Raw genomic sequence first — 14,722 nt, forward strand, 5'->3', positions numbered from 1 at the left:
CTCGCGGTATGAGGATCGGCATTGTGGGGGCCACGGGCCAGGTCGGTGGCGTGATGCGGCGGATACTCGCCGAGCGGCGGTTTCCGGTGGACCAGCTGCGGCTGTTCGCCTCGGCCCGGTCGGCCGGCCGTACGCTGCCGTGGCGGGATGGCGAGATCACCGTGGAGGACGCCGAGACCGCCGACTACAGCGGGCTGGACATCGCGCTCTTCTCGGCCGGGAAGGGCACGAGCAAAGTGCTCGCTCCCCGGGTTGCGGAGGCCGGCGCGGTGGTGATCGACAACTCGTCGGCCTGGCGGATGGATCCGGACGTGCCGCTGGTGGTCGCCGAGGTCAACCCGCACGCCGCCGGGGTGCGCCCCCGGGGCATCATCGCCAATCCGAACTGCACGACGATGGCCGCGATGCCGGTGCTGCGCCCACTACACGCCGAGGCCGGACTGGTCAGCCTGGTCGTCTCGACGTACCAGGCGGTCTCCGGGGCCGGGCTGGCCGGTGTCGCGGAGCTGGACGAGCAGGTACGCAAGGTGGCCGACGGTGCCACCGGGCTGACCTTCGACGGCGCCTCCGCCGACTTCCCGACCCCCCGGCAGTTCGCCGCGCCGATCGCCTTCAACGTCCTGCCGCTGGCCGGGTCGATCGTCGACGACGGGTCGGCCGAGACCGACGAGGAGCAGAAGCTCCGCAACGAGAGCCGCAAGATCCTGGAGATTCCCGACCTGAGGGTCTCCGCCACCTGCGTCCGGGTGCCGGTCTTCACCGGGCACTCGTTGCAGGTCAACGCCCGGTTCGCCGACCCGTTGAGCCCGGCCCGGGCCCGGGAGCTGCTCGACGGCGCGCCCGGGGTGGCGCTGGCCGAGGTGCCGACGCCGTTGCTGGCCGCCGGCCAGGACCCGACGTACGTCGGGCGGATCCGGGCCGACGAGACGGTCGAGCACGGGCTGTCGTTCTTCTGCTCCAACGACAACCTGCGCAAGGGCGCCGCGCTCAACGCCGTACAGATCGCCGAGCTGGTGGCTGCCGGGCTGCGGTGACCCGTGACGCTGCGCCGGTGTCGGCGAGCGGCTAGGTTGGGGCGAGCGCGACGGAGGGGTGGAAAGTGGACGACCGGACCGAACAGGCCCTGCTCGACATGATCCGCACCGGATCGCTCGGCGTGCTCGCCACGATCAAACGGGACGGCCGCCCTCAGCTGTCCAATGTGAACTACGCCTTCGACCCGGCGCGACGGCTGATCCGGGTCTCGGTGACGGAGGGGCGGGCGAAGACCGCGAACCTGCGTCGGGACCCCCGGGCGAGTTTCCAGGTCATCAGCGCGGACGGCTGGTCGTACGTGGTCGCCGAGGGTATCGCGGACCTGGGCCCCACGGCGGCGGATCCGCACGACGCGGCGGTCGAGGAACTGATCGAGGTTTACCGGGCGATCCAGGGCGAACACCCGGACTGGGACGACTACCGCCGGGCGATGGTCGCCGACCGCCGGCTCGTGCTGCGGTTGCCGGTCGACCGGGTGTACGGCGTGCCGCCGCGCGGTTGACCCTGTCCAGCCGCCGCGCGGTCGGACACGCGCGCCGCCGGCCTGGTGCCGGCCCGGTGGATGCCACCCCGCCGCGCCGGCCAGCTCGGCCACCCGACCGCCGCGCGGCCGGGTGATGGCACGTACCGGGTCCTCGGCCGCCCGGACAATCGGGCCGAAGTCAGCACCGATGGGCCCGAACAGGTCGGCACCAGCCGTCCGCCGCGGCTCGCGCGCGGCGGCACCCCTTCCGTGAACCGCGTTATCCCGGGGGCAGTCCGGGTAGACGGCGCCGACACGAGAGGGGTGTGGGATGACGACCGTCGGAGAGTTCATGACGACCCGGCTGGTGACCATGGACGGCACCGATACGCTCACCGCCGCCGCGCAGGAGATGCGGGACAGCGCCATCGGCGACGTGATCGTCACCAACGGGGACCAGGTGATCGGAATCGTCACCGACCGGGACATCACGGTACGTGGTGTCGCGGAGGAGTTGAATCCGTCCACCGCCACGCTCAACCAGATTCTCACTCAGGACGTGGTCACCGTGACGCAGTACGACGACGCGGTGGCGGCGGCCGACCTGATGCGCACGTACGGCGTACGACGGCTGCCGGTGGTGGAGGACGGCCGACTCATCGGCCTGGTGTCCCTGGGCGACCTCGCCGTCGAGCGGGAACCGCAGTCGGTACTGGCCGACATCAGTGCCGACGAGCCCAACAACTGACTCCGCGGCCGGGGCCCGGGCCGGCGGCCCCTGCCGGGTGGCCGGTCGGGGCCCGGCCGTCCCGGTGATCGCGGTGTCCGGCCCCGGCGGCAGCTCGCGGCGGCAGGTGTCGGACCGGTGCGCCGCTCGGGCCGCCGCGCGGCGAATCGTTCCGGTGGTTTCCGAGCCGGGGCACCACGGGCTGATCCAGTGGCCCGGGTTCAGCGGCTCAACGGCTGGCGGAAGGGGAGGTGCGGGGCGATGGATCCGACCACCGGAGCGATGGATCCGACCACCAGGTTCTTCGAGGGGCTCAACCATCGGGGGCCGGATCCGCTGTTGGGCAAGGTCCGTGGCACGGTGCGGTTCGAGTTGGAGAAGGACAACCGGGTCGACACCTGGTTGCTGGTACTCAGCGCGGGAAGCGTGAGCGCCACCCAGACGGACCGTAGGGCGGACTGCACCGTCCGGACCGACCGCGAGTACTTCCACGAGATCGCCGCCGGTAGGGCGAATCCGTTCGCGGCGCTGCTGCGTAACCGGGTCACCGTGGAGGGCGACGTGCGGCTGTACAGCTACCTGAACCACCTGGTGCCCGGCCCTCCGGGCGCGCACGAACCCCGGGACTGGGTGAAGCGGCAGGGGCGGCGGCAATGAAGCAGCTGGTCAGCATCCTCGACGGAAACACCTTCGTGGTCAGCGACAACCGGGGCGACATCGACCCCTCGCCGACCTTCCCGACCGGGCTCTTCTCGTTCGACACCCGGTTCCTGTCGAAGTGGGAACTGCGGGTCAACGGCGAGCGGCTCAACCCGCTCTCCGTGGACGACCTGCAGTACTTCGAGTCCCAGTTCTTCCTGGTGCCGGGCGAGCCGACGCACTACGTCGACGCCAAGTTCTCGATCATCCGGCACCGTTCGGTCGGCGGCAGCTTCCTGGAGGAGCTGACCATCCTCAACCACCAGGACCAGTCGGTCGACCTGACCGTACGCCTCAACGTGGAGTCCGACTTCGCGGACCTGTTCGAGATCAAGGACGTCCGGGAGAAGGTGGGTAGCACCAGGGTGCTGGTCGAGGAGGGTCGACTGCGGCTCTACTACCAGCGGGAGACGTTCCGGCGGGAGGCCATCGTCACGTCCAGCGCCCCGGCCGAGTACGACGAGGCCGGGCTCACCTTTTCGCTGCACCTCGCGGCACACGAGCAGTGGGGGACCCGGCTGAAGGTGGAGACCCTGGTGGAGGGGGCCGGCGGGCGGGACATCCGGCTGAGCATCCAGCGGCACCGCAGCCGTACCAGGGAACAGATGCGCACGGACCTCGACGAGTGGCTGGCCCGGGCGCCGAAGCTGACCAGTGACTCGGAACCGCTGGAGGAGACGTACGAGCGGAGCCTGATCGACCTGGCGGCGCTGCGCTACTCGCCACTGTCCACCTCGGACCGGCTGCCGACCGCCGGCCTGCCCTGGTTCATGACCCTGTTCGGGCGGGACAGCATCATCACCTGCCTGCAGACGCTGCCGTTCACCCCGGAGCTGACCGCGCCGACGCTGCGCTACCTGGCGATGGCCCAGGGCCTCACCCTCGACGACTTCCGGGAACGTGAACCGGGCAAGATCCTGCACGAGGTCCGGTACGGCGAGTCGACCGCGTTCGAGGAGCAGCCGCACTCGCCGTACTACGGATCCGCCGACTCGACCCCGTTGTTCGTGATCCTGCTCGACGAGTACGAGCGGTGGACCGGGGACGTCGGGCTGGTCACCGAGTTGGAGCACGAGACCCGTGCCGCGCTCGACTGGATCGACCGGTACGGCGACCTGATGGGCAACGGTTACGTCTGGTTCGAACGGCGGAACCTGCGCAACGGCCTGGAGAACCAGTGCTGGAAGGACTCCTGGGACTCCATCTCGTACTCGTCGGGGCGCCTGCCGGCGTTTCCCCGCGCCACCTGCGAACTGCAGGGCTACGCGTACGACGCCAAGATGCGCGGCGCCCGGATGGCCCGGCTGTTCTGGCAGGACCCGCTCTACGCGGACCGGCTGGAGCGCGAGGCGGCGGAACTCAAGCAGCGGTTCAACCGGGACTACTGGGTGGCCGAGGGCGAGTACTACGCGCTGGCCCTGGACACCGAGGGCGGGCAGGTCGACGCGCTCTCCTCCAACATCGGGCACCTGCTCTGGAGCGGGATCGTCGACGACGACCGGGCCGCGAAGGTCGCCGAACACCTGCTCGGGCCGCGGCTCTTCTCCGGTTGGGGTGTCCGGACGCTGGCCGAGGGCGAGGGCCGGTACAACCCGGTCGGTTACCACGTCGGCACCGTGTGGCCGTTCGACAACTCGCTGATCGCCTGGGGTCTGCGCCGGTACGGCTTCCGACAGGAGGCCGGGCAGATCGCCGAGGCGATGATCGACGCGGGGCAGTACTTCGGTGGGCGGCTGCCGGAGGCGTTCGCCGGCTACGACCGGGCGCTCACCAAGTATCCGGTCCAGTACCCGACCGCCTGCAGCCCGCAGGCCTGGTCTACCGGCACCCCGATGCTGATGATCCGGACCCTGCTCGGTCTGGAGCCGCACGGCGAGCACCTGGTGGTGGATCCGGCGATGCCGGAGCGGTTGGGACGGATGGAACTGCTCGACATCCCCGGCCGGTGGGGGCTGATCGACGCCTTCGGCCGGGGACGTGGCGAACACGTCCGCTCCCCACGCCGTGATGTCGAGTGACCGCCGGGAAGGGAGGAACGATTCCGATGGTGGAAGATCCGACCACGGACTTCTTCGCCTGGCTCGAGGAACACGGGCCGGAGGTCCTGCCCGACAAGGCCAGGGGCAGCATCCGGTTCGACCTCGACGCGGGCGAGGGTCGGGTCAATCACTGGTACGTGGCGATCAACCGGGGCAACGTGCTCGTCTCTCGCGAGAACCGGGAGGCGGACTGTGTGGTCAGCACCGAGCAGCGGCTCTTCGACCACTTCGCGCTCGGCGAGTCCCACGTGATCACCGCCTACAACCGCAACGACCTGGCCGTGCAGGGCAACCTGCCGCTGTTGCTGATGTTCCGGCGGGCCTTCCCGTCGCCTCCCGGCACCCGCGATCCCCGTGAGCGGGTCCGGGAACGGTTCGCCGGCCGCGGGATCCGGCGATGACGGAACGGAGGCCGCGACGGTGAAGAACATGGTGAGCATCCTCGACGGCAACACCTTCATGCTCAGTGACGCCCGGGGTGACGTCGACCCGTCGCCGGACTATCCGGCCGGACTCTTCGCCTGGGACACCCGGTTCATCTCGAAGTGGGTGCTCACCGTCGACGGCGAGCGGCTGAACGCACTCTCCGTGGACGACCTGCAGTACTTCGAGTCCCGGTTCTTCCTGGTGCCCGGTGAGCCGACCCACTACGTCGACGCGAAGACGTCGGTGATCCGGCACCGCTCGCTCGGCGGCCGGTTCGAGGAGCGGCTCACCGTACTCAACCACCGGGACGAGCCCGCCGTGCTCACCGTACGGGTCGAGATCGGCTGTGACTTCGCGGACCTGTTCGACGCCCGGGAGGCACGTCCGAGGCCGGGGCAGACGACCCGCACGGTGGAGGGCGACCGGCTGCGCTTCTGCCACCAGCGGAACCGGCACGTGACGGAGACCGTCATCAGCAGCACCGAACCCGCCGAGGTGGACGAGGACGGGCTCACCTTCCGGATAGAACTCGGTGCGCACGGGACCTGGTCGACCACACTCCAGGCGATCGGCATCATCCGCGGCGCGGAAGGCCGCGACGTGCGGGAGAGCGTACGCGGCTACACCGAGACCCGACCGGAGAAGCGGCGTGAGCTCGCCGAGTGGCTGGCCCGGGCACCGCAGCTCACCTGTGACTCCGAGGCGCTGCAGCGGACGTACCGGCGGAGCATGATCGACCTCGCCGCGCTGCAGTACATCGGGCTGACCAGCCAGGTACGGCTGACCGCGGCCGGACTGCCCTGGTACATGACCCTGTTCGGCCGGCACAGCATGCTCACCGGCTACCAGACGCTGCCCTTCGTGCCGGAGATCGCCCGGCACACCCTCTGGGTGATGGCGCTGCTCCAGGGCGGCCGGATCGACGACTTCCGCGACGAGGAACCCGGCAAGATCCTGCACGAGATCCGGTACGGCGAGCCGGGTGGTTTCGAGGAGCAGCCGAGGACGACGTACTACGGGGCGGCGGACAGCACACCGCTGTTCGTGATCCTGCTCGACGAGTACGAGCAGTGGACCGGCGACGCGGAGACCGTGCGTCAGTTCGAGTTCGAGGCCCGCGCGGCGCTCACCTGGCTCGACACCTACGGCGATCTGATGGGCGACGGCTACGTCTGGTACGAGCGGCGCGCCCCGGGCGGATTGGAGAACCAGGGCTGGAAGGACTCCTGGGACGCCATCTCCTACCGGGACGGTCGCATGCCCGGCCACCCCCGGGCCACCTGTGAACTGCAGGGGTACGCGTACGACGCGAAGATCCGGGCGGCCCGGCTGGCCCGGACCTTCTGGAACGACCCGGCGTTCGCGGACCAGCTGATCCGGGAGGCGGAGGAGCTGAAGGCACGGTTCAACCGGGATTTCTGGATCGCCGACGGGGAGTACTACGCGCTGGCACTCGACGCGGAGGGCGGTCAGGTCGACGCCGTCGCCTCGAACATGGGGCACCTGCTGTGGAGCGGGATCGTGTCCGAGGACCGGGCCCCCCTGGTCGCCGCCCGGCTGCTCGGCGACGAACTCTTCTCCGGTTGGGGCGTGCGTACCCTGGCCCGGGGCCAGCAGCGGTACAACCCGGTCGGCTACCACAGCGGAGCGGTCTGGCCGAGCGACAACTCCCTGATCACGCTGGGGCTGCGCCGGTACGGCTTCGAGGAGGAGGCCGCCCGGATCGCGTTGACGATGATCGAGGCTTCGCGGTACTTCGAGGGTCGGCTGCCGGAGGCGTTCGCCGGCTACGACCGCTCGATGACCCGGTACCCGGTGCAGTACCCCGGGGCGTGCTCTCCGTTCGCCTCGTCGGCCGGCACACCGCTGGCGCTGCTCCGGAGCCTGCTCGGGCTGCTGCCGCACGAGGGGCATCTGACGATCGTCCCGGCGGTGCCGGAGGAGCTGGGCCGGATCGAGCTGATCGGCATACCCGGCAGGTGGGGACGGATCGACGCGTTCGGACACGGCCGGTTGCGGATGACCCAGCCGTGACCGCTGTGGTGGGTGGTGGTCGGCGGGCCGCCGTGATAGCGATGAGCGATGGCGGATCCCGACGCGCTGGAGGGCGCCGCACTGGCCCGGGTGCTACGCCAGGCCGGCGGCGCCGAGATCCTGAACACCCTCGGCGTACAACTCTCCGGAACGGACCTGGTGGCGCTGCTCCTCGCCGCCTTCCGGACCCGGGCCGGTTTTCTCACGCCCGCTGACGTGCTGCGGCGGTACACCGAGGACCGGTTCGTGGCCCCGGCGCCGGTCGACTTCCGCCAGCTGCGGCGGGTCGAGGACCGGCTGCTCTCGGTCGTACCCGACGAGGTGGAACTGCTGACCCTGGCCCCGGTCACACCGCTGGGCGCCCACTCCGTCGTCGCCGGGGTGCACCAGAACAACGTGCTGGCCACCGTACGCGGCAGCGAGGTGGCGGCCGATCCGACGGCGGGGCTGGCGTTGGAGGCGGCCCTCCGGCGTCGCGACCTGCGGCCCGGCGCCCGTCGGTCGGCACCGCCGGTGCGGCTCGCCGCGTTGCAACGGGTGATCCGGGCGCAGCGCTCCGCCGGCGCCGACCGGTTCGCCCACGCGGGCCTCTTCGCGGTGGCCGCCGCCGGCTGGGACAGCGGCGGCCTGGAGTTCGAGCGGCGCCACTCGGCCGAGCAGGTGGGGCTGATCTGCAGCGCGTTGCGAGCCACCGGGGTGCCGTCGGTCGAGGTCGGTGTCACCCTGCTGGATCCGGCGGCCAGTCCGGTCACCGAGGCCGTCCGGGCCGCGCTCCGGGACCGCCCGAACGTGGTGCTGCGGGAGGTCCCGGACCGGCTCGGGACGCCGTGTTACCACACCGGCTGGTGTTTCAGCCTGGCCGTGCACCGCGACGGGGTCCGGGTCGAGGTCGGTGACGGCGGTTTCGTCGACTGGACGCAGCGGCTGCTCGGCCGACCCCGGGAACGGCTGCTGGTCAGCGTGCTCGGTGTCGACCGGCTGGCGGCGGTGGCCCCCGCCGGCTGATCCCGGCGGATCCGCCGGCGTGGTCGACGGGTCAGGTCGGTGACGGTGCCGGTCGTCGGGTGAGCCGGAGGATGCCGTAGGCCAACGCGATCGTGACCGGCGCGATGGCGAACCCGATCGTGATGCTGCCGGTCCGGTCGAGCAGCGCGCCGGTCAGCGCGGAACCGAGCGCGCTGCCCACCGAGAAGGCGGTGGCCGCCCAGGCGAACGCCTCGGCGGCGGTACCGGCCGGCGCGACCGTGTCGATGGTGACGAAGACGATGGTCAGCAGTGGTGGCAGGGCCAGCCCGCTGATCGCCATCAGGCCCAGCATGACGGGTGGGTCGGGGGTGAGCAGCAACGGCAGGTAGCCCAGCGCCAGCGCCGCCGCGGCCCGGGGCAGCGTGCCGTTGCGGCGGGCGGCGGCGAACCGGACGTAACCCAGGCCGCCGGCCAGTGCCCCGGCCGCCTGCGCGGCCAGCAGCCAGCCGGCCCAGGAGCGGCCGGCGGTGGCCTCGGCGTAGCCGGTGGCGGCCACCACCACACTGCCGACACCGGCGCCGACCAGCACCAGCGCGCCGAGGATCAGGCGGAGCCGGCCGGCCCGCAGCGGTCCGGCCCAGTGCCGTACCGCCGGCACCCCCTTCCAGCGGCGGACCACCGGGGTGGTGGTGAACCAGACGGTACCGACGACCTGGCACAGCGCGGCGGCGGCCAGACCGCCGACCGGCCCGGCCAGGCCCACCGCGCCGAGCGTGAGCACCGGCCCGACCACGAAGATCATCTCCTGGGTCGCGGTGTCCAACGTGTACGCCGTGTGCACCTGGTGTTCGGGCAGCAGGTCCCGCCACAGCACCCGCAGACCGGCCTCGAACGGCGGCGCGCCGAGCCCGGCGAGCGCGGCGGCGACGATGGTCAGCGGATCGGAGAGCGCCAGCGCCACCACGGCGAACCCGACAGTGGAGACGGTGACCGCGAGCCACATCACCGGAGGTTGCCGCCACCGGTCGGCGAACCGGCCGAACAGCGGTTGACCGACCGCCATCCCGGCCGTGTAGGCCCCGACCAGCAGCCCGGCCAGGGTCAGGCTCATCGTCTCCCGGGCGAAGACCAGCAGGGCGAGAGGTGCCGCGCCGAGCGGTACCCGCCCGAGCAGGCTGGCCGCCAGCACGCGGGCGGTCTGTGGGGTTCTCAGGACGGTACGGGCAGAGGTGTCGAGGGTGGCAGACATGACGGAACGCTCCCGAGGCGTACGGAGGGACGGGCCGGGTGGTGGGGTGGCACCGGGCCGGTCAGGGAGCGAAGTCGGCGCGCTCGTGGTCGTTGCCGTAGAGCGGCAGGTCGGGAGTGAGCCACTGGTGGTACGCGGCGGCGAGCGCGTCCAGTGGGGTCATTCGAGGAGGGTACTGCGTCGGACGCGGAAACCGTAGGGCCTCGGCCGGTCGATCAGGGGTCCGACCGGTCAGCGGGCCGAGACGAAACGCAGGTGCGCGCGTCGCCGCAGCCGGATCGTGGCGGCGAGCGCGACCAGTGCGGTGAGCGCGACGGCGGTCAGCACCCCGTGGGTCAGCCCCCGGGTCAGGTACCCGCCGTCGGTGTGGTCGATCGCGTACGTGCCGATCTCGCGGCTGAACCAGAACGGCAGCAGCCGGGCGGCGGAGTCGGCCGGGTCCATCACCATCTGCAGGCCGACGACGATCAGCAGCACCAGTGTGCCCTCCAGCTCGCGGGGCAGGACGGCGCTCAGCACCAGCCCGAACGGGGCGGCGGTGACCACGGTCAACACCATGATCAGGGCGATCGCGTCGTACCGGACGTCGTGCTGGTCGAACCGGATGAGCAGGAAGTACGGCGCCGAGAGCCCGATGCCCACCAGCCAGAGCGCGAGCAGTCGGCCGAGATGCAGATGGTGGGGCTGGTAGCCGGAGAGCCGCAGTCGCGGTTCGATGCCCCGGGCCGCGCTGCCGGCGAAGAGCGCGGCGGTGCTCAGCGCCCAGCCGATGCCGAGACAGACGAACCGGATCGACTGGCCGAGGTAGTCGCCACGGCGGCTGAGGTAGAAGGCGAGCGGGAGGAGCAGCATGATCAGCAGCACCCCGCGTCGGCGCAGCATCTCGCGCAGGGCGAGTTCGGCGACCGTCCAGATCTTGATCATGCTGTCGTCTCCCGTGCCGGGGTCAGCTCGAGTACGGTGTCGACCCGGTCGAGTTGGTTGAGCAGATGGGTGACCACCACGATCGCCTTGCCCGCCGCGCGCCACCGCCAGAGCTGTTGCCAGAAGTCGAGGTACGTGCCCCGGTCGAAACCCTGGTACGGCTCGTCCAGCAGCACCACGTCCGGCTCGCCGAGCCCCGCCATCACCAGGTTCAGTTTCTGCCGGGTGCCACCCGAGAGGTGCCGGGCCTGGGTACGTCCGCTCGGGTCCCAGTCCAGCGCGGCGGCCTGACCCCGGCCGGCCGCCCGGGCCTGCGCCCGGGACATCCCCCGGCCCGCGCCGACGAGCACGAAGTGCTCCTCCGGGTGGAGGAAGTCGTTGGTGCCCCCGGCCTGCGGGCAGTAGCCCAGCGCACCGTGGACCCGGACCTTGCCGGCGTCCGGGCTGAGCAGGCCGGCGCAGATCCGCAGGAAGGTGCTCTTGCCGGAGCCGTTGGCGCCGACCACCGCGGCGATCTCGCCGGCCCGTACCGTCAGGTCGACACCGGTCAGTACCGGACGCCGGCGGTAGCGCTTGCTGATCCCGCGTACCTCGAGCCGGACCGGCCCGGGCGGGCTGTGCCGTGGTTCCGCGGCCCGCCGTACCCGCTCGGGGGCGGCCGGGTTCGCACCCAGGCTGTCCGCGACGGCCGTCGCGTACGACCCCGGCGGGCCGAAGACCGCCAGCGGCGGTTCGCCGCTGTCCCGCAGGTGGGAGGCGGCCTCGGAGACGACGTGCGCGGTGAGTTCCGGGTCGATGCCGCGCCGGCGCAACTCCGCGGCGAGCGTGTCGAGCCAGCCGTGCTGGTTCATCGGGTCTGTACCTCCCGCAGGATCACGCCCACCCCACTGGTGAAAGCGTCCCAGTCGACGGCGGTCCGCTGGAGCGTCTCGATCCCGACCGGGGTGATTCGGTAGTACTTGCGGGCCGGTCCCGCCGCACCCTCCCGCCACCGGGCGGTCACCAGACCGGTGCGTTGCAGACGGAGCAGTACCGGATAGAGCGTCCCGCCCTGGATCGGGCCGACACCGGCCCCGTCCAGCGACTGGGCGAGTTCGTACCCGTACGACTCGCGGTGCCGCAGCAGGGCGAGGACACACAGGTCCAGCACTCCGCGCAGCCACTGGGCCCGGCGCTCCTGATCCACGGCGGAGACGGTAGCACAGCCATCTAGCTTGCGCCGCTATCTAGGTCGGTCACCGGCATGGTGACCTCGGCGGGCAGAATGAACGGATGATCCTGCGGACCGACGGACTGGACGTCGGCTATCGCGACCACGTGCTGGTACGCGGGCTGCGCCTCACCGCGAACGCCGGCGAGGTGCTCGCGGTCACCGGACCGAACGGCACCGGCAAGTCAAGCCTGCTGCGCTGTCTCGCCGGGCTGCTCCGACCACTGGCCGGTCAGGTGCTGGTCGACGGGGCGCCGGCCGACGAACGGTCCCCGGCGTTCCGACGTACCGTGGCCGGTCTGCTGGAGACCGCCGCCTGGTATCCGAACCTCACCGCCGCCGAACACCTGGAGTTCGTCCGGTACGCCAACCGTCCGGTCGCCACCGACTGGTTCGACGGCACCGCACTCGCCGACCGGCTGGAGGTCACCGGGTTCGCGTCGACGCTGCCCGGGCGGCTCTCCAGCGGTCAGCGGCAACGGTTGGCGCTGGCGCTCGTCCTGGCCCGTCCGAGCCGTCTGCTCCTGCTCGACGAGCCCGAGCGGCACCTCGACGCGGACGGCCGTACCGCCGTCGGCGCGGTGCTGCGCGACTACGCCCGCCGGGGCGGCGCCGTCGTGATGGCCAGCCACGATCCCGCCCTGGTCGACGCGGCACAGGCCCGGACCCTCGACGTGTCGGACTGGCGGGGGTGACCGTGACCGCCGAAGTCAACTCCGCCGGGGCGGCCCGGGCCTGGTTGCGGGCCCGGAACCGGACCGGTGCCGCCGGCCGCCTCGAAGGGGCGTATCTGGCGCTGCTCACGGTGCTGATCGGCGGCGGGGTGGCGGCCAGCGTCCTGCCGAAGCTCGCGGCCAGGTTCGCCGCCGGCCCGCCGACCGTCCCCGGACCCACGACGTTGCTCGCGCTCGGCCTGCTCTGGTACGCCGCCGTGCTGGCCGTCGCCGCCCGGTTCGGGCCGCTGGCCGCCACACCGGCCCGGATCAGCTGGCTGCTGTCCAGCCCGACCGGTCGACGCGGACTGCTCTGGCCCACGGCGCTCACCGTGCTGGGTCTGGTCACCATCGCCGGCCTGCTGCACGGCACACTGGTGGCCTGGGCCCTCACCGCGCCGCTCGGCACGGTCGTCCTGGCCGGCGGGGTCGCAGGCCTGCTGGTCGGCAGCGTCGCCACGCTGGTGCCGACCCTCGTCGACGAGCCGGCGACCATGTTGGACCGGAGCGCACTGCTGCTCGGCGCCGGCGCGGCGGTACTGGCCGTCGTCGACCTGCCGACCCGCGCCGCCACGGCGCTCGGCTGGCTCGGACCGTGGGGCTGGCCGCAGGTCGCGGCCGGGGAACTGCCCGGCCGGGTGGTCGACCCACCGCTGGTCGCCGGCCCGCCGGTGTGGCTGGCCGTCGCCGGTGTCGTCGCCGCGCTGGTCGCCGGCCTGGCACTGGTCCGGCTCGACCGGGTCCGGCTCACCACCCTGTCCGCCGGTGGTGTACAGGTGGAGACGCTGGCCAGCGGCGTGGCCAGCCTCGACCTCGGCATCGTGGCCCGGCTCGGCGAGGAGCGCCGGTGGGCGGGCCGCCGACCACGTCGTACCGGCCTGCCCCGGTTTCCCGGACGGTTCGTGGCGCTGGCCCACGACCTGGTGACGTTACGGCGTTCTCCGGACCGGCTGACCCTGGTCGGCGCGGCACTGCTGCCGCCGGTCCTCGCCGCCGGTTTCCTCGGGCCCGGGCCGCTGCTCGCCGGGATGTGGCTGCTCTGTGGTCTGGTCGCGGCCGGGGTGCTGACCGAGAACGCCCGGCGGGACCGGGACCTGCCGGCGTTGGGTCGGCTGCTCGGTCTGCCCGAGCGGGAACTGCTGGCCGTGCGGTCGATCCTGCCGGTGGTCGTCGCGACGTGCTGGAGCGCCGGGTCACTGACCCTGGTCGCCCGGGCGTTCGCCGAGCCCGTCACGCCCTGGCTGCTGCTCGGGGTCGCGGCCGGCCCGGCACTCGCGACCGGCGCGCTCCGGGCCGCCCGCCGGGGCGCCGTCCGGCACGACCTGCCGCCGATCGTCACCCCGATGGGTTGGGTGCCGACCGCGCCGTTGCACCGGCTGGTCACCGCGGTGGACCTGGGACTGCTCTGCGGCCTGCCGACCCTGGCGGCGGTCGCCACCGGTGACCCGGCCGGCTGGCTGCCCGCACAGCTCGCCGGATCGCTGCTCGGCCTGGCCGGCTTCGTCATCGTGGCCGGGTCCCGCGTCCGTCTGGTCCCCGACTGAGCGGGTCGGTCCCGCGTCCCTCCGGCCCCTTGCCCGCCCGGACCGATCTCTGACTGCGCGGGCTGGCCTCTGACTGCGAAGGGCTTCCGGTCCGGTGGGTCGCGTGGCCGGGTCGAATGTGACAAGCCTGGCACCTGTCGGCGTCACCGAGCGGTTTGGCCCACACCGGGGTACGTTTTTCTCCGTGGTATCCGTCGCGCTGTTCCGCCCCGTGTGGTGGATGGCGTGCCGGTCGGTGCGGTTCGTGACCGCCCTGGTGCTGATGGCCCTGCTGCTGGGCGCCGGTGGTGCCCGGCCGGTCCCGGTCACCGGGGCCGGTACGACCGGTGGCGCGTCCACCGTTGTCGCCGAGGGTCCGTCCGGTGTGTCCGGTGGAACGGCCGAGTCGGGCCGGGCGCCGACCACCGCCACGGCGGACCGGGGCGCCGCGAACGCCAGCGACCCGACCCCGGCCGACGCCGGCCGCCTGGTGTCCGGCGAGAGCCCGGACCCGGCCGAGGTGGAGGCTGCGACGCCCGGCGTCGCGCCGGTCGCCCCGGCGGAACGGCCGGTGATGTCGGGCGGGCTGCCCGGCACCGGGTCGAGGACGTCGCCGACCGGTGGCGCGTACCCACGGACGAGCGGATCGCGCGCACCCCCGCTCGGGTAGTACCGGACATGCCGCGAGAAGGCGTGCCCGGCTCCGGAGCAGTC

Annotated in this window: 15 protein-coding genes; 11 read left to right on the top strand and 4 right to left on the bottom strand. The window is 72.2% G+C overall.

Features of this window, described 5'->3' with window-relative positions; translation table 11 throughout:
• Positions 1-8: 8 nt before the first annotated feature.
• The 8 genes from V1633_RS02655 to V1633_RS02690 all read left to right on the top strand — a co-directional run bounded on the left by V1633_RS02655 (position 9) and on the right by V1633_RS02690 (position 8,428).
• Positions 9-1,034, top strand: coding sequence for an aspartate-semialdehyde dehydrogenase (locus V1633_RS02655; protein ID WP_331212503.1), 1,026 nt, complete (start codon positions 9-11; stop codon positions 1,032-1,034).
• A gap of 65 nt (positions 1,035-1,099) precedes the next feature.
• Positions 1,100-1,537 carry a PPOX class F420-dependent oxidoreductase gene (locus V1633_RS02660; RefSeq protein WP_331212504.1) on the top strand — a complete coding sequence of 146 codons (438 nt, stop codon included), beginning with the start codon at positions 1,100-1,102 and terminating at the stop codon, positions 1,535-1,537.
• A gap of 292 nt (positions 1,538-1,829) precedes the next feature.
• Positions 1,830-2,246 carry a CBS domain-containing protein gene (locus V1633_RS02665; RefSeq protein WP_331212505.1) on the top strand — a complete coding sequence of 139 codons (417 nt, stop codon included), beginning with the start codon at positions 1,830-1,832 and terminating at the stop codon, positions 2,244-2,246.
• 240 nt (positions 2,247-2,486) lie between these two features.
• Positions 2,487-2,882 carry an SCP2 sterol-binding domain-containing protein gene (locus V1633_RS02670; RefSeq protein ID WP_331212506.1) on the top strand — a complete coding sequence of 132 codons (396 nt, stop codon included), beginning with the start codon at positions 2,487-2,489 and terminating at the stop codon, positions 2,880-2,882.
• Entirely contained in the window at positions 2,879-4,942 is a 2,064-nt protein-coding gene (locus tag V1633_RS02675; protein ID WP_331212507.1) for an amylo-alpha-1,6-glucosidase, read from the top strand. The genes V1633_RS02670 and V1633_RS02675 overlap by 4 nt, the downstream gene beginning before the upstream one ends.
• A 26-nt stretch (positions 4,943-4,968) precedes the next feature.
• On the top strand, positions 4,969-5,364 hold the full coding sequence (locus V1633_RS02680) for an SCP2 sterol-binding domain-containing protein (protein ID WP_331212508.1): 396 nt from the start codon (positions 4,969-4,971) through the stop codon (positions 5,362-5,364).
• A 28-nt stretch (positions 5,365-5,392) separates the two neighbouring features.
• A complete protein-coding gene (locus tag V1633_RS02685) occupies positions 5,393-7,423 on the top strand; it encodes an amylo-alpha-1,6-glucosidase (protein ID WP_331212658.1) in 2,031 nt (676 codons plus the stop codon).
• A 48-nt stretch (positions 7,424-7,471) separates the two neighbouring features.
• On the top strand, positions 7,472-8,428 hold the full coding sequence (locus V1633_RS02690) for a hypothetical protein (protein ID WP_331212509.1): 957 nt from the start codon (positions 7,472-7,474) through the stop codon (positions 8,426-8,428).
• Between the two features lie 31 nt (positions 8,429-8,459).
• Here the strand turns inward: V1633_RS02690 and V1633_RS02695 are convergent, their stop codons facing one another.
• The 4 genes from V1633_RS02695 to V1633_RS02710 all read right to left on the bottom strand — a co-directional run bounded on the left by V1633_RS02695 (position 8,460) and on the right by V1633_RS02710 (position 11,748).
• Entirely contained in the window at positions 8,460-9,638 is a 1,179-nt protein-coding gene (locus tag V1633_RS02695; protein ID WP_331212510.1) for an MFS transporter, read from the bottom strand.
• A gap of 231 nt (positions 9,639-9,869) precedes the next feature.
• Positions 9,870-10,562 carry a hypothetical protein gene (locus V1633_RS02700; protein WP_331212511.1) on the bottom strand — a complete coding sequence of 231 codons (693 nt, stop codon included), beginning with the start codon at positions 10,560-10,562 and terminating at the stop codon, positions 9,870-9,872.
• Positions 10,559-11,413 carry an ATP-binding cassette domain-containing protein gene (locus V1633_RS02705; protein WP_331212512.1) on the bottom strand — a complete coding sequence of 285 codons (855 nt, stop codon included), beginning with the start codon at positions 11,411-11,413 and terminating at the stop codon, positions 10,559-10,561. Before V1633_RS02705 ends, V1633_RS02700 begins: the two co-directional genes overlap by 4 nt.
• On the bottom strand, positions 11,410-11,748 hold the full coding sequence (locus V1633_RS02710) for a PadR family transcriptional regulator (protein WP_331212513.1): 339 nt from the start codon (positions 11,746-11,748) through the stop codon (positions 11,410-11,412). Before V1633_RS02710 ends, V1633_RS02705 begins: the two co-directional genes overlap by 4 nt.
• 86 nt (positions 11,749-11,834) lie before the next feature.
• On the opposite strand from V1633_RS02710, the gene ccmA reads away from it, so the two are divergent.
• From ccmA to V1633_RS02725, 3 genes are all read left to right on the top strand, one after another.
• Complete coding sequence (gene ccmA / locus V1633_RS02715; RefSeq protein ID WP_331212514.1) at positions 11,835-12,467, top strand: heme ABC exporter ATP-binding protein CcmA; 633 nt, start codon at positions 11,835-11,837, stop codon at positions 12,465-12,467.
• Between the two features lie 2 nt (positions 12,468-12,469).
• Positions 12,470-14,029, top strand: a complete 1,560-nt coding sequence (locus V1633_RS02720) for a DUF6297 family protein (protein ID WP_331212515.1) — start codon at positions 12,470-12,472, stop codon at positions 14,027-14,029.
• A gap of 184 nt (positions 14,030-14,213) precedes the next feature.
• Entirely contained in the window at positions 14,214-14,678 is a 465-nt protein-coding gene (locus V1633_RS02725; protein WP_331212516.1) for a hypothetical protein, read from the top strand.
• The last annotated feature ends 44 nt before the right edge of the window (positions 14,679-14,722 follow it).

The organism is Plantactinospora sonchi (genome assembly GCF_036422035.1).
Taxonomy (GTDB): Bacteria; Actinomycetota; Actinomycetes; order Mycobacteriales; family Micromonosporaceae; genus Plantactinospora; species Plantactinospora sonchi.